This is a genomic window from Rhodococcus tibetensis (assembly GCF_024438035.1).
GTDB lineage: Bacteria > Actinomycetota > Actinomycetes > Mycobacteriales > Mycobacteriaceae > Rhodococcus_F > Rhodococcus_F tibetensis.
On record NZ_JANFQF010000007.1, the window covers coordinates 226,654 to 249,420 of the forward strand.

21 protein-coding genes are annotated in these 22,767 nt (G+C 66.0%); 11 read left to right on the forward strand and 10 right to left on the reverse strand.

Annotated features, from left to right (window positions below):
* Positions 1-69: 69 nt before the first annotated feature.
* The gene (locus NOF53_RS10900; protein ID WP_255968081.1) at positions 70-1,287 is read left to right on the forward strand and encodes an acetyl-CoA C-acetyltransferase; all 1,218 of its coding nucleotides are present in this window, start codon (positions 70-72) and stop codon (positions 1,285-1,287) included.
* 69 nt (positions 1,288-1,356) lie between these two features.
* Here NOF53_RS10900 and NOF53_RS10905 read toward each other — a convergent pair whose 3' ends face one another.
* On the reverse strand, positions 1,357-2,151 hold the full coding sequence (locus tag NOF53_RS10905) for an LLM class F420-dependent oxidoreductase (protein WP_255968083.1): 795 nt from the start codon (positions 2,149-2,151) through the stop codon (positions 1,357-1,359).
* Positions 2,152-2,993: 842 nt separating this feature from the next.
* Here NOF53_RS10905 and NOF53_RS10910 point away from each other — a divergent pair.
* Positions 2,994-3,269, forward strand: a complete 276-nt coding sequence (locus tag NOF53_RS10910; RefSeq protein WP_255968085.1) for a hypothetical protein — start codon at positions 2,994-2,996, stop codon at positions 3,267-3,269.
* Positions 3,270-3,295: 26 nt separating this feature from the next.
* On the opposite strand, the gene NOF53_RS10915 is transcribed toward NOF53_RS10910, so the two are convergent.
* From NOF53_RS10915 to NOF53_RS10925, 3 genes are all read right to left on the reverse strand, one after another.
* Entirely contained in the window at positions 3,296-3,820 is a 525-nt protein-coding gene (locus NOF53_RS10915) for a TIGR04338 family metallohydrolase (protein ID WP_255968087.1), read from the reverse strand.
* Positions 3,817-4,635: a DUF2786 domain-containing protein gene (locus NOF53_RS10920; RefSeq protein ID WP_255968089.1), complete on the reverse strand. Its 819-nt coding sequence runs from the start codon at positions 4,633-4,635 to the stop codon at positions 3,817-3,819. The genes NOF53_RS10915 and NOF53_RS10920 overlap by 4 nt, the downstream gene beginning before the upstream one ends.
* Before the next feature lie 70 nt (positions 4,636-4,705).
* A complete protein-coding gene (locus NOF53_RS10925; RefSeq protein WP_255968091.1) occupies positions 4,706-5,671 on the reverse strand; it encodes an ABC transporter substrate-binding protein in 966 nt (321 codons plus the stop codon).
* Between the two features lie 187 nt (positions 5,672-5,858).
* Here NOF53_RS10925 and NOF53_RS10930 point away from each other — a divergent pair, with 187 nt between their 5' ends.
* The 7 genes from NOF53_RS10930 (at position 5,859) to NOF53_RS10960 (ending at position 13,866) form a co-directional block, all read left to right on the forward strand.
* On the forward strand, positions 5,859-6,713 hold the full coding sequence (locus NOF53_RS10930; protein WP_255968093.1) for a ferredoxin family protein: 855 nt from the start codon (positions 5,859-5,861) through the stop codon (positions 6,711-6,713).
* Between the two features lie 87 nt (positions 6,714-6,800).
* Complete coding sequence (locus NOF53_RS10935) at positions 6,801-7,874, forward strand: ABC transporter ATP-binding protein (RefSeq protein WP_255968095.1); 1,074 nt, start codon at positions 6,801-6,803, stop codon at positions 7,872-7,874.
* 180 nt (positions 7,875-8,054) lie between these two features.
* On the forward strand, positions 8,055-9,329 hold the full coding sequence (locus NOF53_RS10940; protein WP_255968097.1) for an ABC transporter substrate-binding protein: 1,275 nt from the start codon (positions 8,055-8,057) through the stop codon (positions 9,327-9,329).
* A 32-nt stretch (positions 9,330-9,361) separates the two neighbouring features.
* Positions 9,362-10,411, forward strand: coding sequence for a carbohydrate ABC transporter permease (locus tag NOF53_RS10945; protein ID WP_255968098.1), 1,050 nt, complete (start codon positions 9,362-9,364; stop codon positions 10,409-10,411).
* On the forward strand, positions 10,408-11,301 hold the full coding sequence (locus NOF53_RS10950; RefSeq protein ID WP_255968099.1) for a carbohydrate ABC transporter permease: 894 nt from the start codon (positions 10,408-10,410) through the stop codon (positions 11,299-11,301). The genes NOF53_RS10945 and NOF53_RS10950 overlap by 4 nt, the downstream gene beginning before the upstream one ends.
* A 30-nt stretch (positions 11,302-11,331) precedes the next feature.
* Positions 11,332-11,523 carry a hypothetical protein gene (locus tag NOF53_RS10955; protein WP_255968100.1) on the forward strand — a complete coding sequence of 64 codons (192 nt, stop codon included), beginning with the start codon at positions 11,332-11,334 and terminating at the stop codon, positions 11,521-11,523.
* A 132-nt stretch (positions 11,524-11,655) separates the two neighbouring features.
* Complete coding sequence (locus NOF53_RS10960; RefSeq protein ID WP_255968101.1) at positions 11,656-13,866, forward strand: transglycosylase domain-containing protein; 2,211 nt, start codon at positions 11,656-11,658, stop codon at positions 13,864-13,866.
* A gap of 61 nt (positions 13,867-13,927) precedes the next feature.
* Here NOF53_RS10960 and NOF53_RS10965 read toward each other — a convergent pair whose 3' ends face one another.
* The 6 genes from NOF53_RS10965 to NOF53_RS10990 form a co-directional block, all read right to left on the reverse strand.
* Positions 13,928-15,178: a T3SS (YopN, CesT) and YbjN peptide-binding chaperone 1 gene (locus NOF53_RS10965; RefSeq protein WP_255968102.1), complete on the reverse strand. Its 1,251-nt coding sequence runs from the start codon at positions 15,176-15,178 to the stop codon at positions 13,928-13,930.
* Between the two features lie 134 nt (positions 15,179-15,312).
* Positions 15,313-16,395 (reverse strand): inositol-3-phosphate synthase, encoded by a 1,083-nt coding sequence (locus NOF53_RS10970; protein WP_255968103.1) that lies wholly within the window; start codon positions 16,393-16,395, stop codon positions 15,313-15,315.
* On the reverse strand, positions 16,388-16,945 hold the full coding sequence (locus NOF53_RS10975) for a PadR family transcriptional regulator (RefSeq protein ID WP_109334622.1): 558 nt from the start codon (positions 16,943-16,945) through the stop codon (positions 16,388-16,390). Before NOF53_RS10975 ends, NOF53_RS10970 begins: the two co-directional genes overlap by 8 nt.
* A 168-nt stretch (positions 16,946-17,113) precedes the next feature.
* Complete coding sequence (locus tag NOF53_RS10980) at positions 17,114-17,902, reverse strand: DUF1707 SHOCT-like domain-containing protein (RefSeq protein ID WP_255968104.1); 789 nt, start codon at positions 17,900-17,902, stop codon at positions 17,114-17,116.
* Positions 17,903-17,909: 7 nt separating this feature from the next.
* A complete protein-coding gene (locus NOF53_RS10985) occupies positions 17,910-18,734 on the reverse strand; it encodes a DUF1707 SHOCT-like domain-containing protein (RefSeq protein ID WP_255968105.1) in 825 nt (274 codons plus the stop codon).
* 24 nt (positions 18,735-18,758) lie between these two features.
* A complete protein-coding gene (locus NOF53_RS10990) occupies positions 18,759-19,616 on the reverse strand; it encodes a DUF1707 SHOCT-like domain-containing protein (protein ID WP_255968106.1) in 858 nt (285 codons plus the stop codon).
* A gap of 88 nt (positions 19,617-19,704) precedes the next feature.
* Between NOF53_RS10990 and NOF53_RS10995 the strand changes: the two genes are divergently transcribed.
* Both NOF53_RS10995 and NOF53_RS11000 read left to right on the forward strand, forming a co-directional pair.
* On the forward strand, positions 19,705-20,136 hold the full coding sequence (locus tag NOF53_RS10995; RefSeq protein ID WP_255968108.1) for a DUF5318 domain-containing protein: 432 nt from the start codon (positions 19,705-19,707) through the stop codon (positions 20,134-20,136).
* Between the two features lie 227 nt (positions 20,137-20,363).
* Positions 20,364-22,763, forward strand: coding sequence for a transglycosylase domain-containing protein (locus NOF53_RS11000; protein ID WP_305086749.1), 2,400 nt, complete (start codon positions 20,364-20,366; stop codon positions 22,761-22,763).
* The last annotated feature ends 4 nt before the right edge of the window (positions 22,764-22,767 follow it).

Below are 22,767 nucleotides of genomic sequence, written 5' to 3' on the forward strand. Positions count from 1 at the left end.
GAGAGTCAATATATGCAAACGCTTAGAAAATAAGCATACGCTTAGAATTCGAATCGGTAGGAGTTCCTCATGGCCGAGGCCGTCATTGTTTCCATCGCCCGTTCGCCGATCGGTCGCGCCATGAAGGGGTCACTGGTCGGCATGCGTCCGGACGACCTCGCCGCGCAGATGGTGCGGGCGGCACTCGACAAGGTGCCCGCCCTCGACCCCACCGACGTCAACGACCTGATCCTGGGCTGCGGCCTGCCCGGCGGTGAGCAGGGCTTCAACATGGGCCGTAACGTCGCCGTCCAGCTCGGCTACGACTTCATCCCCGGCACCACCATCACCCGGTACTGTTCGTCGTCGCTGCAGACCACCCGGATGGCGCTGCACGCGATCAAGGCCGGCGAGGGAGACGTCTTCATCTCCGCCGGCGTCGAGACCGTCTCCCGGTTCGTCAAGGGCAACTCCGACTCGCTGCCCGACACCCAGAACCCGCTGTACGCCGACGCCCAGACGCGTACCGAGAAGCTCGCGCAGGGCGGGCAGACCTGGGTTGATCCGCGCGAGGAGGGCCTGGTCCCGGACACCTACATCGCGATGGGCCAGACCGCCGAGAACGTCGCCCAGATCACCGGCATCACCCGCGAGGAGCAGGACCGGTGGGCGGTGCGCTCCCAGAACCGTGCGGAGGAAGCCATCAACAGCGGCTTCTTCGAGCGGGAGATCACCCCGGTCACCCTGCCCGACGGCACCGTCGTATCGAAGGACGACGGCCCGCGTGCGGGCACCACCTATGAGGCCGTCAGCCAGCTGAAGCCGGTGTTCCGCCCGGACGGCACCGTGACCGCCGGGAACGCGTGCCCGCTCAACGATGGTGCCGCCGCCCTGGTGATCATGTCCGACACGAAGGCCAAGGAGTTGGGGCTGACCCCGCTGGCCCGGATCGTGTCCACTGGTGTGTCCGGGCTGTCGCCGGAGATCATGGGGCTCGGCCCGATCGAGGCCACCAAGCGCGCCTTGGCGATCGCGGGCATGGGTATCGGGGACATCGATCTGTTCGAGATCAACGAGGCGTTCGCGGTTCAGGTGATCGGTTCGGCTCGTGAGCTCGGGATCGACGAGGACAAGCTCAACGTCTCCGGCGGTGCGATCGCCCTCGGTCACCCGTTCGGCATGACCGGCGCCCGCATCACCGCGACCCTGCTAAACAACCTGCAGTCCAGCGACAAGCAGTTCGGTGTCGAAACCATGTGCGTCGGCGGCGGCCAGGGCATGGCCATGGTCCTCGAACGCCTGAGCTAGGGCGGCTTCGCCGCCCGTGCGTGGTTGGCGAGTGCAGAGACTCGTCAACCACTCACGGGCGCGGAGCGCCTACGCGAGGCCCGACAGCGGCGGCGGAGTGTTTTCGTCCCGCCACGCGATGGCTTCCTTCAGTTCGGTGAGGTCGAAGTCGGGGCCGCTGGTGCCGACGGTGAACAGGGTGACGCCGGCGTCGACGTGGGCTGCCGCGTCGCCGACGCCCGGCCACGACGTGGAGTGCTGGATGCTGTCGGGGCTGCGTCCGGCATCCTGCGCGTACCCGGCGAGGATCCCCGACTTACGTTTGTACGTGTCCATGTCGCTGAAGCTGTGCCAGATGTCGCCGTATTGCGCGACCAGCGGCAGTGTCTTCTTCTCGCCACCGCCGCCGATGAGGATCGGAATGTGCCGTGTGGGTACGGGTTCGAGCTTGCCGAACCGAGCCGTGATCCGCGGCAGGTATTCGGCCAGCAGATCCAGCCGCGACCCCTTGGTGCCGAAGTCGTACCCGTACTCGTCGTAGTCGCGCTCGAACCATCCGGAACCGATCCCGAGGATCAGCCGCCCCCCGCTGATGTGGTCGACGGTGCGGGCCATGTCGGCGAGCAGGTCGGGGTTGCGGTAGCCGGCGCAGGTGACGAGGGCGCCGATTTCCACCCGTTCCGTTTGCTCGGCGAAAGCCCCGAGCATCGTCCAGCATTCGAAGTGGGCACCGGCCGGGTCGCCGTACAGCGGGTAGAAGTGGTCCCAGTTGAAGACAATGTCGACGCCGGCGTCTTCGGCCCGCAGAACGGCGTCGCGAATCAGTCCGTAGTCGGGCGCGTGTTGTGGCTGAATCTGGACACCGATGCGAACTGAACGGGTCATACGTGGCTCCTCGAATGAGTGCGGCGGCCCTTGTGCGGGGCCCGTGCGTGCAGATCGTTCTCGAATCCATCTTGCTCGTCTCGAGGGGGTACGGCCACCGCGTCCGGGTGAATCGGTCAGCTTCCGGGTACTTGACGGCACGCCACGCCGTCCACGACCGAGATGAGGTTTGACCCGATGAGTGCTTTGTCCGCCTTCGTATTCGCACCATCGCCCTTGCTGACGGTGAAGATCGAAGCCGCCCCGGACGAGAGCACCGAACTGCACGTTCACGCGGCGGGCAGGGAGTGTGGATTGCCAGGATGGCGGCGACGCTCGGCCACGACGTCACCTTGTGCGGGGTGTTCGGTGGGGAGACGGGCGGCATTCTCCAGACCCTCATCGAGCGTGAAGGTATCAGGTTCCGCGCGATCTTTACGGCCGGTGAGAACGGGTCTTACGTGCACGACCGCCGTGGGGTGACTGGACGCCGCTGGCAGAGGTCCGCCCGCATGTTATGTCCCGGCACGAGGTCGCCGACCTGTCCGGCCCGACCATGACGACAGCGCTCGAGAGAGGCCTGACCGTACTCGGCGCTGGTCACGAACGACGACGGCGTGGACAGCCACGGTATTCTTCTCCTGGCCCGGTTGGCGTTCGCTGCCGGACCTCCCCGGGGTGGCGGTCCACGCGGTGGAAGCCTCCCCCGCGCTCATCAGTTTCGTGGCGGTGAGCGGGGCGTTCGGCCACCGCCGCACATCGTGCTGTCGGGAATCAACTACGGCCCCAGCACTGGGACACCGCCGAAGTCGTGTGCCGGAGGTATTGGCCTGGATCCTCGGAAACGGCACCCCCCGGGCACGGTGCTGAACGTCAATGCCCCGGACATTCCGCTCGACAAGTTGAAGGGCCTGCGCCCGGCTCCGCTGGCCGCGTTCGGCGCGGTTCAGGCAAATATCGGCGAAGTGGACGACGGGTTCATGAACGTCACGTTCGCCGAGATCCACGCCGAGGACAACGAGGACTCCGAAGAGACCGACGCCGGTGTCCTCGTTCGTGGCTGGGCAAGCGCGACCGCGCTCCGGGTCCCCTTCGAGGCAGCCGACGTAGACATCAGCACGCTGAACTGGACGCGCTGACCGTGGGATCACTGTCGCCACCGGTATCAACTGAGCCGCACGCCGCCCGCCAGCAGCATTGCTCTCAGGACGAATGCGGCTTCCGGGCCGATGATTTCACGCACCAAGGTGAGGTAGCGGTCCACGTACTCGGGCCCGTGTGCCGCGGTGCTCGGATCGTCGGGGTCGGACGGGTCGAGGTGATGTGCGAGTTCGTGCAGGACCACCAGTTCCCGGAAGGCCCAGGCCTTGCCACTGCGGTACTCGGGGACCGCGATGGTGGCGCAATCACTTTCGTAATGCGCGGCGTTGTTGCCCGACCTCGCACGAACATGGATCGGGGTGGAGGCTCGCGTCCACGTCTCCCGCACCCAGTTGAGAGCGAGCACCCGGTTCACGTAGTCCTGCACCGACTCGATAGACGCGAATCTACGTTCCACCGGCAGCGTCACCTGCGACCCCAGAACGTCGACGACGCGCAGCCCACGCTCGTCGGCGCGGTCGAACATCGTGCGCACCAACGCTTCCGCCTCGTAGACGGCGCCGCGCTGCGTGTCGCGGGTGCGTTTCACGACGGGATCTGTTTGCGTGCGGTCGACAGCTCGGGCGAATTACTCAACCGCGCCGTCAGCGCGGCCCGATCCCCGGCTCGGTGAGCGCCCGACGCATGGCCTGCCGAGGCGCGTGCTCCACGCCACGTCCCACGTGCCTCGGAGTTCTCCGAGTAGTAGTCCTTCAACTCGAGTTGCTTGTCGCGCAGCACCAACGCCGTCTCCGCCGACGATTCCGGAATGGACGCGGCCTCCTGCTCGGCGTCCTTCTTCGCGTCGGCGAGGCGCTGGCCGATGCGGGCGGCATAGGCGAGCTGGAAGTTCAGCCGAGCGGTCACACCCGCAACCGGTCGGCGCACCGTCGTCCGGACCCGGCGCCGCCCGCGCTGCTCGACCTGCGTGCGCACGGTCGTCTCGTTCCGGTACTCGCCCGATTTGATGTAAGCATCGGACGCCCGGACCATTTGGATCAACAGGCTCGTGTACAGGGCCTCGCACACGTCGATGTCGCCGGCGAACCCATAGGCGTAGACGACGGCCGACGTCTGCGCGATGTCGCACTGGACGTCGTTGGCGGCCGCGATCACCAGAAACAGCTGCGCATAGGTGCGCAGACCCTTCTTGCCCGGTTCACCGATCGTGATCAGCCGCTGCGTCGGGGTGGCCCGCCTCTCCTTGCCCGCAGCGTGTGACCGGGCCACGGCCAAGTCGATGGAGGCGGCCGTCGCGAGCCGCTGCGCCGCCGCCATGAACGCTTCACCTTCATGCGCGTTGTCGGTGGATTCCGCCTGCCGGAGGAGCCCACCGATGCGGGTCAGCATCTTGTCGGAACTCACCAGGGCAGGCTACGCCCGTGCGTGGTTAACGAGTCCAGACACTCCTCAACCGCGCACGGGCGCGAAGCGCCTAGAGGTCGTCGAGAATGAGGTTCGCTCCACCGAGACCGATGCCGGTGATCCAGGTGCGGTAGTTGGTCTGGTGGACGCCACCGCGTCGTGATGCTCCCATCTGCGCGACGAGTTCGCCGGCGATTCCCAGCTGGCCCGGCGCCAGGGTGTTCGCGACGAAGGCGATGTCGGAGTCCACCTGGTTCACGTGCTCGAGCGAGATCTCGGACATGTTGTTCTTCGCGTCCCAGGGCTGACCGGTGATCGTGAACCCGGCCTCGGTCAGTACCGAACCGGCGAAAGTCCCGGGTCCGTGCAAACGCAGGCCGTTGTCCATCACCCGGATGATGTGGGCGGTGCGGCCACCGGCTCCGAGTCGCGCGCGTACCGCGGCGGCCCTGGAGTGGAAGGCCGCCAATTTCTGTGCAGCGGTGTCCTGTTCCCCCATCGCCTCGGCGAACAAGGTAATCGTTGCCTGCCAGTCGACCGCGGGTGATGCCGCGAAGACCGTGGGCGCGATCGCGGCGAGTGATTCGTACAGCTCACCGTGGCGTTGCTTGCTGCTGAGGATCAGGTCGGGGCGCAGTGCTGCGATCGCCTCGAGGCTGGGCTCGGCGATCGATCCGACCACCGCGGTGTCCACGAGTCCGGCGCCGAGGTAGGCGGGCAGCCCGTCTGCGGATCCGGCCTGGGCGGCGCCGACCGGTGTCTTCCCCAGGCTGACGACGGTATCGATGGGCAGGCTGTCGAGGGCAACGATGCGGGTGGGATGTCCGCCGACGACGGTGGTTCCCATTGCATGCGTGATGGTGCGACGCCCCTCGGCATCGGTGCCGGAATCGGCTTCACCGCCGGCGCAGGCGGCGGTGAGCGCGGCGAGTGCGGCCGCACCGAGGCCGACCCCGAACTGCCGTCGAGTGAGGGCAGCGACGAGTTCCTGCCATTGGGCGTCGGTCACTTCCGGGGAGCACGTGGCTGCGCGCATGTCGTACCTCGATGTCGAAGGGGCGAAGATAGGCGATCCTAACCTTATAGAGTAGGCGGCGGGTTGATGTCGACCGTGATCGGAGAAGCCCGTGCCGTCCAGTTCTCGTACCCCACTTCAACCCGATCCGACGAGTCGCCTCAGGCCGCCCGCGTGTGCCGATCTGTCGCGTTCCTTGCAGGAGCCGATGGCAGGCACAGCTCCGGAGGTGCGGGCATGGCTGCTGATCGAGCAACCGGGTCCGTGGGGACGGGACCGGCTACGGCAGAGTCGCCTCGACCCGGTCCTCGGTGACACGCTGGCCACTCGCTGCGCGGACGCCGGGGTCCGTCCCGTATTGATTCGGACCAGGGGGCGTCGAGACATCAGCGCTGGGCGACGCGTCTACCTCATCCGTCCGGGCCGGTCCGACGCGTGGGTCGAGCGAGAACTGGTGCACGACGATCGGGACCTGCTCGACCTCGTCTCGAAAATTGCTGTTCCTGGTGTCAACCCGTCCGCCGTCCATCCGTCCCTGTTCCTGGTGTGCACGCACGGGAAGAAGGATGCCTGCTGCGCCGCCTTCGGACGTCCGGTGGTTGCCGGCCTCGGCGATCGTGGTGGCCGGGTGTGGGAGTCCACGCACGTCGGCGGTGACAGGTTCGCGGCGACCATGGTGTGTCTGCCGTCCGGCATCTACTACGGGCGCGTCACCACCGAGGCAGCCGAACATATTGTTGCCGAACATGATCGGGGTCGCATCGTGCTCGAGCACTATCGCGGGCGGTGCATCGATGCGCCGCTGCTCCAGTTTGCCGAGCACGCTGTGCGGGCCGACCGGGCGCTGGTCGGTATCGACGACGTCGTTCCGCTGACCGCCGCCCTGCGCGACGACGGCGACTCCGACGTCGTCGTCGGTCTCCGCGACGCGACTGTGCGGGTGCGATTGCGCACCGAGTCTGCGCCACCGCGGCTGACCGCGTGCAGCGCCGCAGTGGTGGGTAACCCTGAGCACTACCGCGTGATCGAGATGTCGGCTGTGGCCACGACAGACGGCCGGTAGTAGATCCATGTGCGTGCAAAAGATGCCAGAAGGTACATTCGCACGCACGTGCGCGCGGCGCGCCGGGTAGAAGGGACTTCGACGTTCATGGCCACAGTGACCTATGACGGTGCCACCTGTTTGTTCCCCGGCTCGGACAAGCCGGCCGTCGATACGCTCGACCTGAAGATCGAGGACGGTGAGTTCCTGGTCCTCGTCGGCCCGTCCGGCTGCGGTAAGTCGACGTCGCTGCGGATGCTCGCGGGACTCGAAGACGTGCACAGTGGGCGCATTCTCATCGGTGACCGGGATGTCACCGGCCAGGAGCCGAAGCAACGGGACATCGCGATGGTGTTCCAGAACTACGCCCTCTACCCCCACATGTCGGTGGCCGAGAACATGGGCTTCGCGTTGAAGCTCGCCGGGAAGCCGAAGGCCGACATCCGGCAGCGCGTCGAGGAGACGGCCAAACTGCTCGACCTCGAGCCGTACCTCGACCGCAAGCCCAAGGCGCTGTCCGGCGGCCAGCGTCAGCGGGTCGCGATGGGCCGTGCGATCGTCCGGCAACCTCAGGTGTTCCTGATGGACGAGCCGTTGTCGAACCTCGACGCGAAGCTTCGCGTGCAGACTCGCACACAGATCGCGCAGCTGCAGCGCCGCCTCGAGACCACGATGGTCTACGTGACCCACGACCAGGTCGAGGCGATGACGATGGGCGATCGGGTGGCAGTGCTCAAGGACGGTGTGCTGCAGCAGTGTGCCTCCCCGCGTGACCTCTACAGCAAGCCGGCCAACGTGTTCGTCGCCGGCTTCATGGGTTCTCCGTCGATGAATCTGTTCACCTTGCCGATCACTCCGGACGGGGTCGTGCTCGGGGACGCGACCATTCCTCTGCCCCGCCAACTGCGCTCGGAAACGTCCGAAACCGAGGTGGTAGTGGGGATCCGTCCCGAGCACCTCGAGCTGTCCAGCACCGGCATCCCGATGGAGGTCGCGGTAGTGGAGGAGCTCGGATCCGACGCCTACATCTACGGCCGCAGCACTGTGAACGGCGAGACACACCAGCTGGTGGCCCGCGCCGATTGGCGGAACCCTCCGCGCAAGGGCGACCTGGTGAAACTGCACGTCGATCCCGCCGCGGTACACCTGTTCTCGGCGTCCGAGGGCTACCGGTTGAGCTAGTCGAGGAGTGCGCATCGCCGTTCCTGAACGATTCAGGTCGGGGGTAATGCGGCACTTCGACGGTGTTCCGTGCCACAGTATGTTCCGACACCGCACCGGTGCCGCCGGATTTCGTGTGCAATGTGCCGAAATCCTGGTGCCGGTGGCGGGTTCATCCACATCTACCTACGGGGAGACTCCATGGTTCAGATTTCGAGAGCGGTCCGGCGCGCCGCGGTGCTTGCCACCGCTGCATCGCTGGTCACGCTCACCGCGTGCTCGAGCGACAGCGGCAGCGACTCCACGTCGGAGAACCTCGACGGCCGCGGACCCATCACGTACGTCGAGGGCAAGGACACCACCGAGACCGGTGTCGTCCGCCAGATCATCGACGCGTGGAACGCCGAGCACCCGGACGAGCAGGTGACGTTCAAGGAGCAGTCGAACGACGCCGATCAGGCGCACGACGACCTGGTCCAGCACCTGCAGGCAAAGCAGTCCGACTACGACGTCGTCGCACTCGACGTGCCCTGGACCGCGGAGTTCGCGGCCAAGGGCTGGCTGCAGCCACTGACGGGTGAGTTCGCGGTGGACAACACCGGAATTCTCCCCGCGACGGTCGACAGCGCCACCTACAACGGCACCCAGTACGCGGCACCGAAGAACACCAACGGTGGTCTGCTGTACTACCGCAGCGACTTGCTGCCCGCCGCCCCGAAGACGTGGACGGAACTCGCCGCGGCGTGCGAGGTCGCCAAGACCAACAACATCGACTGCTACGCCGGGCAGTTCGCGCCCTACGAAGGCCTGACGGTGAACACGGCCGAGGTCATCAACGCGTTCGGTGGCTCGTTCGTCGGTGAGGACGGCAAGACTCCCACCGTCGACAGCCCGGAGTCGCGCGCAGGCCTGCAGGTCCTCGTCGACAACTTCAAGAACGGCGACATCCCGGCCCAGGACACTACGTTCAAGGAGCCCGAAAGCCAGAAGGCCTTCGAGGACGGCAAGGCGCTGTTCCTGCGTAACTGGCCGTACGTGTACGCCAACGCCGAGAAGGATTCTTCCGCGGTGAAGGGCAAGTTCGCAGTCGCTCCCCTGCCCGGCAAGGACGGCATCGGCACCTCGACGCTCGGCGGTTACAACGCTGCCATCAGCGCGTTCTCGGAGAACAAGGCAACCGCCCGCGACTTCCTGACGTTCCTGCAGGGCGAGCAGGCCCAGCGCATCATGGCGATGGACTCGCTTCCTCCGGTCCGTGCAGCGCTGTACGACGACCCGGAAATCGTCGCGAAGTACCCCTTCATGCCCACGTTGAAGGTGTCGATCGAAAACGCCGTTCCCCGCCCGGTCACACCGTTCTACCCGGCTGTGTCGAAGGCCGTGCAGGACAATGCCTACGCTGCCATCAAGGGTGAGAAGTCGGTCGATCAGGCGATCAAGGACATGCAGTCCGGTATCCAGTCCGCGGGCTCGTAGAAAACACAGGCTCGTAGAACACAGGAGTGAAGATGGCCGTTCCGACTGGGACCACCAGTGGAGCGCCGGCCCGTACCGCGGCCGGGGATTCCGATCCCGGCCGCGGTTCGCGTGAGAAGGGCGAGAACAGGCGACGCTTTGGGCTGAGCGGTCGCCGCGCGTGGTTGTTCGTCGTGCCGACGCTGGCAGTGCTGGCAGTCGTCATCGGGTACCCGGTGATCCGGGCACTGGTGATGTCGTTCCAGAAGGACGCGGGCCTCGACCCGTCGACGGGCATGTTCGTCGAGGGCGGCTGGGCCGGGTTCAGTAACTACACGCACTGGATCCTGCAGCAGTGCACCTCCCCGGGCGGTGTGGCCGTGGCGTGCCCGCCCGGAACGCTCGGCTCGCAGTTCTGGGCGGCGGTCGGCAACACCGCCTTCTTCACTGTCGTCACGGTCGGCATCGAGGTTGCGATCGGCCTGTGGATGGCGATCATCATGGGGAAGACGTTCAAGGGTCGTGCGCTGTTGCGCGCGGCCGTCCTCATCCCGTGGGCCATCCCGACCGCGGTCACCGCGAAGCTGTGGTACTTCATCTTCGCGTACGACGGCATCGCCAACCGGCTACTCGGCACGCAGATCCTGTGGACGTCGGACGAATGGCCGGCCCGCTTCGCCGTGATCATCTCCGACGTCTGGAAAACGACACCGTTCATGGCGCTGCTGATCCTGGCCGGTCTGCAGATGATTCCTCAGGACGTGTACGAGGCTGCCCGGGTGGACGGCGCGTCGGCCTGGCAGCGATTCCGCCGGATCACCCTCCCCCTGGTCAAGCCGGCGTTGATGGTGGCGATCCTGTTCCGCACCATGGACGCGCTGCGCATGTACGACCTACCCGCCATCCTGACGGGCGGAAACCCCGCCACCACCACCGTGTCGATTCTCGTGGTCGACCAGGTGCGGCAGGGGTTCAACAGCGCGTCGGCGCTCTCGACCATCACGTTCCTGATGATCTTCGCGGTCGCGTTCATCCTCGTGAAGTTCCTCGGGGCCAATGCCGTCGAGACTCAGGAAGCACAGCGAAAGGGGCCGAAGCCGTGACGCATCGCGCACCTGAACCGGACGTCCCCGACAATTCGGGGCGGCGCAATCGTCGCAAGCGGTTCGCTTTCAAAAACTCTCGCATCTATGTCGGCGTCGCGATCATCCTCGTCTGGGGTCTCGCCCCGTTCTACTGGATGACGGTGACGGCATTCCGCGACCCCGATTACACCTTCGACACCACACCGTGGCCGACGCACCTGACCCTCGAAAACTTCCAAAACGCGTTGTCGACGAGTAGCGGCAACAACTTCACGCGGGCCGTGATAAACAGCATGATCGTCGGCGGCGTCACCACCGCGGTGGCTCTGGCTGTCGGCATCTTCACCGCCTACGCCCTCGCTCGCATCGAGTTCCGGTTCAAGTACGTGGTGGTCGGCATCGTGCTCGGCGCGTCGATGTTCCCGGTCGTCGCACTGGTCACTCCGTTATTCCAGTTCTTCACGAACATCGGCTGGATCGGCACCTACCAGGCGATGATCATCCCCAACATCTCGTTCGTCCTCCCGCTCACCATCTATACCTTGACGTCCTTCTTCAAGGAGCTTCCCTGGGAACTCGAGGAGGCGGCACGGATCGACGGCGCCAACCGCGGCCAGGCGTTTCGGTTGGTGATGTTGCCGCTGGCCGCGCCCGCGCTGTTCACCACCGCCATCCTGGCCTTCATCGCCACCGTCAACGAGTATCTCCTCGCCAGCCAGCTGTCGAGTGATGCCACCGAACCGGTCACCGTGGCGATCGCCCGGTTCTCCGGCAACGACCCGCACGTCGTGCCGTATGCGGCGATCATGGCAGCGGGCACCATCGTGACCATTCCGTTGGTGATCATGGTGCTGCTGTTCCAGCGTCGCATCGTGTCGGGGCTGACGGCAGGCGGCGTGAAGAGTTGACGGTCGAGCGGAGCGAGGGGAGGTTTTGTTGTGCATCCGGTGGCGAGGCGGCAGCGGCTCGAGGTTCTGATCGGAATCCTCGGGTTCTTCACGGTGATGGCGTTCGTCGCGGCGGTGGTGGAAGTGGTGAACGGTGACCCCGGCGTCACGCCGGCGCTCGTCCTGCTCGGTTGTCTGGTGCTGTCGGGGCTGGCAGTGGTGGCCCGCAAACGAGTCCCTTGAAACAGAACGCGTGGTCGGATTATTTGCTGAACGGTAGCGCGGCGCGCGTCACACTCGACGCAATCACCTAACATACGTACGGGGTGGGTGCGATGATCCTCCGTGACCGGATACCTGACCGGGAGTGTGTAAGTGAGTTCTGGCAACGACGCTACGGGCGATGGCGCCTCCGAGTCCGGCGGCACGCCCGTCGCTGACGACGGCGCGGCCGCTCCAAGCACGCCACCGGCCGGGAGGAAGAAGTCCCGCCGTTGGCGGACCGTCCGCCGCGCCGGCCTGGGCGTGATCGCACTACTTCTGATCATTCCCCTTGTCGTGTTTCTGGTGAGCTATGTTCAGGCCGAGGTTCCGCGCCCGTCGGATATGAAGACCAATCAGGTGGCCACGGTGTTTGCCGCGGATGGCATTTCCGAATTGGCCAAGGTGATTCCTCCGGAGGGCAACCGCACCGAGATCGCGCTCGGTGAGATTCCGCAGCACGTCCGGGATGCTGTGTTGTCGGCGGAGGACCGGAACTTCTATTCCAATCCCGGCTTCTCGATCACCGGCTTCATGCGCGCTGCCCGGGACAACGTCCTCGGTAAAGAGAGCGCAGGCGGCGGGTCGACGATCACCCAGCAGTACGTCAAGAACGTGTTGGTCGGCGCCGACCGCAACGTGTACCGCAAGATGCGCGAACTCGTCATCTCCACCAAGATGGCCCGCGAATGGTCGAAGGACGAGATCCTCGCGGCATATCTCAACACGATCTACTTCGGCCGCGGCGCGTATGGCATCGAGGCGGCGTCGCGGGCGTACTTCGACAAGCCGGTCGGCGAACTGTCGGTGGCCGAAGGTGCCGTGCTCGCCTCAGTGATCCAGAGCCCGTCATACCTCGACCCCGAAGCGAACATCGACCAATTGCAGGCCCGGTGGAACTATGTGCTCGACGGCATGGTCGACATGGGTGTGCTCACCGCGCAGGGCCGGAGCGACATCGAGTTCCCGGCTGCGGCGCCGGCCAATCGGCCCACCGACGCCAACTCTGCGCCCGGCCCGGAGGGTCTGATTCGCAATCAAGTGCTTCGGGAACTGTCGGACGCCGGGATCTCCGAGCAGACTCTGAACACCGAAGGCCTGCAGATCACCACGACGATCGATCCGAAAGCGCAGCAATCCGCGATCGACTCCGTTCATGAAACCCTCGAAGGGGAGGATCCCGGTCTTCGCACCGCGGTGGTGTCCATCGACCCACACACTGGGGGCGTCCGCGCGTACTACGGCGGTGAGGACGGCGCCGGATTCGACTACGCGCAGGCCCCACTGCAGACGGGCTCGTCGTTCAAGGTGTTCGGATTGGCCGCCGCGCTCGAGCAGGGCATTCCGCTCTCCGCCCGCTTCAGCAGTGCACCCCTGACCGTCGGGAATGTGCAGATCGGAAACGTCGAGGGCGAATCCTGCGGCACATGCACCATCGCCGAGGCCACCAAGCGGTCGCTGAACACCAGCTTCTATCGGCTGATGATGTCTCTGGACAACGGTCCGCAGGCTATTGCGGACGCGGCGCACAAGGCGGGGATACCCGAGTTCATTCCCGGCGTGCAGGGCGAGACACTGAGTGAGAACGGCGGCGAACCCGAGGGCGGCATCGTTCTCGGTCAGTATCTGTCTCGTCCGATCGATATGGCGTCGGCCTATGCGACGCTCGCCGCCTCGGGCATCTATCACCCGCCGTATTTTGTGCAGCGTGTGGTGACCGCCGATGGAGTTGTCCTGTTCGATCGGGCGCCGAGCCCGGGCGAGCGTCGACTCGAGGCGGCGGTGGCCGACAACATCAGCCAGGCCTTGATGCCGGTCGCCGCCTACTCTCGCGGTCACGCACTCGCGGGAGGACGTCCGTCGGCGGCGAAGACGGGCACTGCGCAGCTGGGCGACACCGGTGAGAACAAAGACGCGTGGATGGTCGGTTACACCCCGTCGTTGTCGACGGCGGTGTGGATCGGCAAGGCAGACGCCACCGCGATCAACAACAGCTGGGGTGGACTGATTTACGGATCTAGCCTGCCGTCCGACATTTGGAAGGGAACGATGGACGGCGCCCTCGAGGACACCGACTGGGAGGAGTTCCCGTGGCCCGATCCCATCGGCGGGCAGGCGGGTGTGCCTTCGTGGAGTGGCGTTTCGAGTGGCGACGGCACCGGGTCCGGGTCTGGCACCGGCCAGACTGCCAATCCCACGCCTGCGCCCGTAGAGGCGCCGCCGCCCGCACCGCTCCCGCCCCTTCAGCCTCCGCCGCCGGTACAGCTGCCGGCGCCCACTCAGATCGAAATCCTGCCGGGTGTAATCATTCCGCTGCCGGGCTAGGCCTGCGGCGCGAGACCGTGGCGCGACCTGCCGCACCGCGGCCTCAGCGTTCGCTGATCCGCTAGCCCAGGCTCCGATACCCGCTACCGGGTGGCGCGCGATGCGGGAGCACCACGACGCGCAGCGCCGCTCGTAGGCTGTCGGTCGTTCTTGCCCAGGACTGGGCTTCGCTCTCACACATATCCGCTTCTTCGGAGTCGTGCTCACGGGTGAGGTCCGCGTTGTGGCGCCACTCGACTTCCTGGTCGGAGCAGAGGCGCAGGAATTCGAGGATGGTGTCGCGGTCACGCCCGCAGATCTCGGCGACATCGTCGGGATCCAACCCGCTGTCGGAGTCCAGATGAATCAGCGTCATCAGCGCCGCGGGCAACTCGTGGCTTTCGTGCTCGCTGCCGCCGGGTGAACTTGTGGCAGTGGTGTTGAGGGTGCCGCCCAGTCGTTCGGCGAATGCCTCGTCGGCGGTGTCGACGAGGTGCTCGAAGGTACGGAACACCGACAGCAGGTGTTCGGCGGCGAAGGGGGAACCGTCGATCCGCATGACGGCGACCACATTGTCGACGATCAACAGGAACTTGATGTCGGACCACTGACGGTTGAGGTCTGCCAACGCTTCCGCGGCGCGGGTGCGGTCACTGATCGAGTGGACCACACGCGCGAACACCTCGACCCGGGCGTCATCATCGAGCACCCTGATGTACGTGGGCATCTCACCTACCCAGACGAGGATGTCGCCGTCCGCGTCCTTTTCCGGTGCCTGCCCGAGCATCGATTCGACGGCCGAGTCCACCATTTCGCGTAAACCGGTTCCGTTGCGTACCTGCTGTGGCGACTCGTCGAGGGACTCGAGCGGCGGGATATCGTGGCGGCCTTCGGTGATCGCGTGCAGGAACGACGGGTGCATGAGGTCCCAGATTTCCCGGAACACGGTGATCGTCATTGTCGCCAGCCGATCGGCCTCGCTGCGGTCGGCGTCGAGATAGAACGAAGCTGAGCCGTTACCCTCGTCGGCGTGCTCGGGCGTATCAGGGCGGTTCCAGCCGAGTTCGAGCAGCCGAACGTGATCTTCCTCGGAGAGTGCACGCGCCGGATGCAGGAAGAGGTTGGACGGCACCTCGCACCGCACCGTGTCACCGGCCCAGGCGAAGAACCGCACACACGCGGCCGTCTCGGCGAGCCCGTCGTCGGTGCTGTCGTAACGCGACACCAGCATCAACTCGTCATTGTCCTGCATCGCGCGCACGTACCGGGTCAGACGATCCTGGAACTGCGTCCAGGCGTCATCGATCTCCCGATCGAAAATGTTCTCGGACATCACGCCTCCCTCGATGAATCCTGGGTGTCACCGTAGAGGGAGGGTCTGACAAGTATTCGAACACAAAGGCGAATGCCCCTTACGGCGCGGTGAAAAGCGTCGAAAGGGGCATCCGCCTCGAGAACAACTGGGTCTTACGCGTCGATGATGAACGCCTCGAGCTCGGTGCGAGCCTTGTCGTCCGCCATCTGAACCGGCGGGGACTTCATCAGGTACGCGGAAGCGGGGTAGACGGGTCCACCGATGCCGCGGTCCTTGGCGATCTTGGCGGCGCGGACGGCGTCGATGATGATGCCGGCCGAGTTCGGGGAATCCCAGACCTCGAGCTTGTACTCCAGGTTCAGCGGCACGTCACCGAACGCGCGACCCTCGAGGCGGACGTACGCCCACTTGCGGTCGTCGAGCCAGCCGACGTGATCCGACGGGCCGATGTGCACGTTGCCCGGACCGAGGTCGCGGGTCAGGTTGGACGTCACGGCCTGCGTCTTCGAGATCTTCTTCGACTCCAGGCGTTCACGCTCGAGCATGTTCTTGAAGTCCATGTTGCCGCCCACATTGAGCTGCATGGTGCGGTCGAGCTGTACGCCGCGGTCTTCGAACAGCTTCGCCATCACGCGGTGGGTGATGGTGGCGCCGACCTGCGACTTGATGTCGTCTCCGACGATCGGGACACCGGCGTCCTTGAACTTCGCCGCCCACTCGGGATCGGAGGCGATGAACACGGGGAGGGCGTTGACGAACGCGACACCCGCGTCGATGGCGCACTGGGCGTAGAACTTGTCGGCGTCCTCGGAACCCACGGGCAGGTACGAGACCAGCACGTCGACCTCGGCGTCCTGCAGAGCCTTGACGACGTCGACGGGCTCGGCCTCGGAAATCTCGATGGTCTCGGCGTAGTACTTGCCGATGCCGTCGAGGGTGGGGCCGCGCAGCACCGGCACGTCGGCCGGCGGAACGTCCGCGATCTTGATGGTGTTGTTCTCGCTGGCGAAGATGGCCTCGGAGAGGTCGAATCCGACCTTCTTGGCGTCGACGTCGAACGCGGCGACGAACTGGACGTCGCGCACGTGGTACTTGCCGAACTTGACGTGCATGAGGCCGGGAACGGTCGCCGTCTCGTCGGCGTCCTTGTAGTACTGCACGCCCTGAACCAAGGACGAGGCACAGTTCCCCACGCCCACAATGGCCACGCGCACCGCGGTGCTGTTCTCACCCATGGTCGGGTTCTCCTTCTTTATTAGGTGTTGCTGTCGATTGCTCGGCGGCGATCAGCTCGTTGAGCCAGCGCACTTCGCGCTCACTGGATTCGAGGCCGAGCTGGTGAAGCTGACGGGTGTAGCGGTCGATCGACCCACTGGCCCGTCCCACGGCTTCGCGGAGCCCCTCGCGGCGCTCCTCGACCTGGCGTCGTCTGCCTTCGAGAATGCGCATCCGCGCCTCGGCGGGTGTGCGGCTGAAGAAGGCGAGATGAACACCGAAACCGTCATCGGTGTAGTTCTGTGGACCCGTGTCGGCGACCAGTTCCTTGAACCGCTCCCGTCCGACCGGCGTGAGCTGATAGACGCGGCGGGCACGACGCTTGACGGTGCCCGGGGCACCTGCGTCCTCGGCGATCAACCCGTCCGCCTGCATGCGTCGCAGAGTCGGGTAGAGGGAACCGTAGGAGAACGCGCGAAACGCACCCAGAAGTCCCGTCAACCGCTTCCGCAGCTCGTATCCATGCATGGGTGACTCGTGGAGCAGCCCGAGAATTGCCAATTCGAGCACTTGTCCACCCCCTGAGTCGCCAGACCTAACCGTGTGATGCGATGCCGAACTATATCGCACCGATATATACGACGATACGCGTGGGCGATACATGGGACAAGCCGTCACAGATTGTTTACGAGCGATGTTCCGTCCCGGCAGGCGGCCCCCGCCGGACCCTGCCGACTGTCAGTCGCCGAACGGGTAGACGGCGACGATCTCACCGTCGAAGGTGACGTTGAAGTATCCGGTGTTGCCGGCTTCGTTGTTCGCGTACACGGAGATGATCGGTGGGCCGTCCTCTTCGCCGGCCTCGAAGCCGAAGGACAGGTGATCCACGGTTCCGTTGGGGACGCGGACGCTCTCCGGTGCGCCCTTCAGCAGGCCGGCGAGAGCCGGGAGGTTCACCGTAGCGAGATCGAACGACCGCTCGTCGGCGTCGCGGCTCGAGACGCTGCCCCAGCTGTCGAATTCTCCGTCGTAGTAGTACGGGTCGGATTGGGACGGGTTGGCGGCCGCCTGCCGGTCGAAAACGGCGTGCTCGGGGAAGAGGTCGACTTCGTCGGCGATGGTGTTACCGAACTCTGCGCTGTAGTCGTCGATGAAGAACTGGACGCCACTGCCCGTGGTCAACGTCGGGACCGAAGTCGGGGATCCGGGTTCCTCCCCGAGCGTGCCGGCGATTGCGCCGCCCACCGCAGCTGTCGCAACGATGGCACCGGCGGCAATCCACCGTCGCCGGGACCTGCGCTGCTTCGGGCGGACGACGGGAGCATTGGCGAGGCGACTGGGAATCTGCAGGTCGCCGACGAGCCGGTCGAGTTCGTCGAACGTCTTCGCGCTCATCGCCCGGGCTGTGCGGTAGCTGTGTTCCTCAGCCGAAAGCTGACCGTCGGCCTGGGCGGCGTCGAGCACTCCGCAGGCGTCGGCCCGATCGGAGTCGCGCGCCCGTAAACCGGCGAGAGTTGATTTGGTCATTCGCGTCCTATCCCCCGAACGGCGAGACGCGCAGGAGCGCGCCGGCTGGCGTGACCACGATCATTCCGCTTTCGTCGAAGTCGTTGCTTGCGTAGATCCGCACGAGGGGTGTGCCGCCGTCGGTGTCGATTCCGAGGTAGACGATATGCGCGTCCGGAACGTTGATCTTTGTCGGCGCCCCGGCCACGATTCCGGCCAGAGCGTCCAGATCGAGGCTGGTGAGGTCGATGGTCGGTGTATCGATCTTCCGAGTGGTCGGCGGCCCAGACCTGGAGAATCCGCCCTGATAGTCGTACTTGACGAGCCGGTTCGGTTCCCACGGTTGCGCGCGCTCGAAATTGGCATGTCCCGGGTAGAGGTTCAACTCGTCGACGACCGTGTCACCGAACTTGGCGCGGTACTGGTCGATGAAGAGGGCCATTCCCTCACGCGTGGTGAGATCCGGCGTCGGTATCACCACCGGCTGGGCCGCGCCGAGGTCGAGCGCGGCCGGTTGCGCGGCGGGTGCGGGCACCTGCGCGTCGTCGCTGTCGGTGAGGGTGAAGGCACCGACGGCGGCTATGACGGCGGCTGCTGCGACTGCGGCGGTGAAGAGGTGACGGCGGGTCTCGCGGGGTGGCCGAGCCTCGGGTGGCGCATCCGCGGGGCGCTGCAGGTCGCCGACGAGGGCTTCGAGTTCGTCGAGTGTGCGCGCCCCGGCGGCCAGTTCGGTCATGGCGCGGTGCTCTTCCTGGCTGAGCTGTCCATCCCCGAATGCGGCGTCGAGTATCGCGGCGGTGCTGGCGCGGTCGATGTCACGCGCGCGCGTATTCGCTGGGTATCGGCTGGCCACGGAGAGATCCTAGTGTGCGGACCTCTAACTTGCCGGGACGATTTGCAGTATGTCGCCGCTGAGACCGGCCTTGACATACCCGCCGCCCAAATTTCCTGCTTTCTTGACGTAGATGTTCATGGTCGGACCCCTGCCCCCGTCGGCGATGAGGACGTGGCCGATGCTGCCGTCCGGGGCACCCACGAGCCGAGGAGCGTCGCCGAGCAGTGCTCCCAGCGCGGAAACGTCTACCTGCCCCAGGTCGACGTCGGCCGCGCCGGACAGTCGCGGGGTGCGCGGTCCCCACGGGGTGAATTCGCCGCGGAAGGAGTAGCTGTCGGTCTTGTCGGGTGCTTCCATCACCGTTCTGTCCGCAAACGCGTAAGCGGGATGCAGCGCCATCCGATGAGCCGTGAGGTCGCCGAACTTGCCCCGATAGGCGTCGAATACTGCTGCGATGCCGGCCGGGGTGAGCGGATTGGGGGCTGTGACGACGATCGGCGTGACCGGGTCTGCCGCGGCGGGCTTGTCGACAGGTGGCTCGACCTGGACCTGGACCGGCACGGACGCGCCTGCGTGCTCGGGGCCGTCGTGCTGCGTCAGCGCGACTGCGACGATGCCCGCTCCCACCAATGCGGCGACACCCACGGCGATACGCAGGGCTCTTCTGGGCGATCCGGGGCGGCGAACGGGTACGTCGTCGGTGAGGGATGCGGGCAACTGCAGGTCGCTGATCAGCAGGTTCAGCTCGGCGAGGGTCTTCGCCGCCATAGCCTGGGACGTGCGGTCGTGGTACTCGTCGGCACCGAGCTGCCCGTCGGCGTAGGCGGCGTCGAGCTGGCTGCACGCATTGACGCGATCGAGGTCGCGTGCGCGGGTGCGCGGGGACGGTGCGGAGGCCACATCGGCATCGTAGTGGGGGAACGATGTTTGACCAGTGTCACTCGACCGACCCCTTCTCTCCGGACGCGACGCACGTACTCTGGTCTCCGTGCGGATACAGCGGCAGGTGGTGGACTACGCGCTTCAGCGCAAGTCTCTGCTGGCCGAGGTCTACTCGGGCAGGACAGGCGTCACGGAGGTCTGTGATGCCAGCCCGTACCTGCTTCGGGCCGCGAAGTTCCACGGCAAGGGCTGTGACGTGGTGTGCCCTATCTGCCGGAAAGAGCAGTTGACTCTGGTTTCCTGGGTCTTCGGCGACAAGCTGGGTCCGGTATCGGGTTCGGCTCGGACCGCCGAGGAACTGGTGCGTCTCGCATCCACCCAGGAGGAGTTCTCGGTTCACGTGGTCGAGGTGTGCAGAACCTGTAGCTGGAACCATCTGGTCCAGTCCTATGTTCTCGGTAATGTGCCCGCACCGAAGAGGCCGAGGCGATCGTCTCCGAGGCCTCGGCCGCCGAGTCGGCGGACCGCGAGCGAGTAGAACGCCCGAATACGGACGAGGGCCGAGGATTGCCCACTGACGTAACGCAGGACTGAAACAGGTCCACAACCACTGGAGATTTGTACGTGAGTTCCCCCCGCAGCAACGCCCCGGGTGATCGACCGAACGGACCGAGACGACCGAGTGGCCCCCCGCCACAGGGACGCCCCGGAGGTCCACCACCCCGCGGCGGACAGCCTGCAGGTGGGCCTCCGCCCCCGCGCCGCATGCCTCCTCCACCGCAGGACGGCGGCAGGCCCCCGGGTCCCCCGCCACGTCGTCCCGGTCCCCCGCCGCAGGGTGGTGGCAGGCCCCCGGGTCCCCCGCCGCGACGTCCCGGTCCGCCGCCCGGCCGTCCGGTTGCGGGTCCCCGCAGCGCGCCGCCTCCCGGTGGACGTCCGCCCGGTCCGCCGCCGACGGGTGGCCGTCGACCCGGAGGCAACGCTGGTGGACCGCCGAGGAAGCCACCGGCGAAGAAGAGTTCGCGGTGGAGGATCGTGCGCAGCGCCGCCTACACGTGTGTCGCGCTGGGTTTGATCATCCCGATCCTGCTGTTCATGGCCGCCTACGTCGTGCAGGAGGTCCCGCGTCCCGGCGACCTCAAGACCAATCAGGTGGCTACCATCTACGCCTCCGACGGTTCGTCGGTGCTGAGCAAGGTCGTGCCGCCCGAAGGTAACCGCACCGAGGTGACGCTCGACCAGATCCCCAAGCACACGCGGGATGCAGTGCTGGCAGCCGAGGACCGCGACTTCTACTCGAACCCCGGCTTCTCCATCGGCGGTTTCGCACGTGCTGCCCGCGACAACGTCCTGGGCAAAGACAGTGCCGGTGGTGGCTCGACCATCACCCAGCAGTACGTGAAGAAGACGATGGTGGGTTCCGAACGGTCGCTGACGCGAAAGATGAAGGAACTGGTCATCTCGTCGAAGATGGCCCGCGAGTGGTCCAAGGACGACATTTTGGCCGCCTACCTGAACACCATCTACTTCGGACGTGGTGCGTACGGCATCGCGGCCGCGTCGAAGGCGTACTTCAACAAGCCCGTCGACCAGCTCTCCGTCGAGGAGAGCGCGGTTCTGGCGTCGTCGATCCAGTTACCGTCGTTGCTCGACCCGGAGACCAACCCCGAGGGTGCGCAGTCGCGGTGGAACTACGTCCTCGACGGCATGGTCACCGCAGGCACGCTCGAGCAGTCGGCTCGCGCCGGCATGCAGTATCCGCCCTACGTGCCCCTCGCCCACGTCGACAACGGTAACCAGGACTCCGGTCCGGAGGGCCTGATCAAGAATCAGGTTCTGCGGGAGCTGGGTGACGCCGGGATCAGTGAGCAACTGCTCAACACCGAGGGACTGCAGATCACGACGACCATCGACCCGGCCGCTCAGGCTGCCGCGGTGGACTCGGTGCGTTCCAACATGGACGGTGAGCCGGAGAACCTTCGGACTGGTGTGGTGTCCGTCGATCCGAAGTCCGGCGCTGTGCGTGCCTACTACGGCGGCGAGGACGGCGGCGGTTACGACTTCGCGAATGCCGGCTTGCAGACCGGTTCGTCGTTCAAGGTGTTCGGTCTCGCTGCGGCGCTGGATCAGGGAATTCCGTTGTCGCAGATGTACGACAGTTCGGAGCTGACGGTCAACGGCATCACGATCAGCAACGTCGAAGGTGAGGGCTGTGGTACTTGCACCATCGCCGAGGCGTTGAAGCGCTCACTCAACACCAGCTTCTACCGTCAGCAACTCGAACTCGACGGCGGGCCGCAGGCGATCGCCGAGATGGCCCACCGGGCGGGTATCCCGGAGGAGATCCCCGGTGTCGGGCCGACGCTGACCGAGCCGGACGGCAGCGGTCCCAACAACGGCATCGTGCTGGGTCAGTACCAGTCGCGAGTGCTCGACATGGCGTCCTCGTATGCCACGTTGGCGGCGTCGGGTGTCTACCGCGCCCCGCACTTCGTGCAGAAGGTGGTCAGCGCGGACGGCACCGTGTTGCTCGACCGCGGTGTCGATCCGGGCGAGGAGCGCATCGACAAGGACGTCGCCGACAACGTGACGGCCGCGATGGAGCCGATCGCCGGATATTCGCGCGGCCACAACCTGTCCGGTGGACGGCCGTCCGCGGCCAAGACGGGTACCGCGCAGCTCGGGGACACCGGGCAGAACAAGGACGCCTGGATGGTGGGGTACACCCCGTCGCTGTCCACGGCGGTCTGGGTCGGCACCACCGATGGTCAGGCCCTCGAAAACAGCAACGGTGCCATGATCTACGGTTCCGGCCTGCCGTCCGACATCTGGAAGGACACGATGGACGGTGCCCTCGAAGGCACCCCCGTCGAGAAGTTCCCGAAGCCGGGGCCCATCGGAGGCCAGTCGGGTCTGCCGGCGTACTCGGCGCCCGCGCCCACGAAGACGTCTGCGCCGCCGACGAGTACGTTCCAGCTGCCGACGCAGCTCGTGCCGCCGGTGGTGGTGACGCCGTCGCCGGTCGAAATCCTGCCGGGCATCACCATTCCGGTTCCGGGTCTGGCCCCGAGACCGACCACACCGGCACCGGTGGCGCCGGCCGAACCGGAGATCACGACACCACCGAACGCGGGCAACGGTCAGCGGCAGGTTCCGACGGGTTAGCGGC

Excerpts from the sequence above, each read along its gene's own strand:
- NOF53_RS10980 (WP_255968104.1), bottom strand. The coding sequence starts at position 17,902 with ATGACCAAATCAACTCTCGCCGGTTTACGGGCGCGCGACTCCGATCGG.
- NOF53_RS10925 (WP_255968091.1), bottom strand. The coding sequence starts at position 5,671 with ATGCGCGCAGCCACGTGCTCCCCGGAAGTGACCGACGCCCAATGGCAG.
- NOF53_RS10970 (WP_255968103.1), bottom strand. The coding sequence starts at position 16,395 with ATGGGTGAGAACAGCACCGCGGTGCGCGTGGCCATTGTGGGCGTGGGG.
- NOF53_RS10940 (WP_255968097.1), top strand. The coding sequence starts at position 8,055 with ATGGTTCAGATTTCGAGAGCGGTCCGGCGCGCCGCGGTGCTTGCCACC.
- NOF53_RS10930 (WP_255968093.1), top strand. The coding sequence starts at position 5,859 with ATGGCAGGCACAGCTCCGGAGGTGCGGGCATGGCTGCTGATCGAGCAA.
- NOF53_RS10965 (WP_255968102.1), bottom strand. The coding sequence starts at position 15,178 with ATGTCCGAGAACATTTTCGATCGGGAGATCGATGACGCCTGGACGCAG.
- NOF53_RS11000 (WP_305086749.1), top strand. The coding sequence starts at position 20,364 with ATGCCTCCTCCACCGCAGGACGGCGGCAGGCCCCCGGGTCCCCCGCCA.
- NOF53_RS10900 (WP_255968081.1), top strand. The coding sequence starts at position 70 with ATGGCCGAGGCCGTCATTGTTTCCATCGCCCGTTCGCCGATCGGTCGC.
- NOF53_RS10905 (WP_255968083.1), bottom strand. The coding sequence starts at position 2,151 with ATGACCCGTTCAGTTCGCATCGGTGTCCAGATTCAGCCACAACACGCG.
- NOF53_RS10945 (WP_255968098.1), top strand. The coding sequence starts at position 9,362 with ATGGCCGTTCCGACTGGGACCACCAGTGGAGCGCCGGCCCGTACCGCG.
- NOF53_RS10935 (WP_255968095.1), top strand. The coding sequence starts at position 6,801 with ATGGCCACAGTGACCTATGACGGTGCCACCTGTTTGTTCCCCGGCTCG.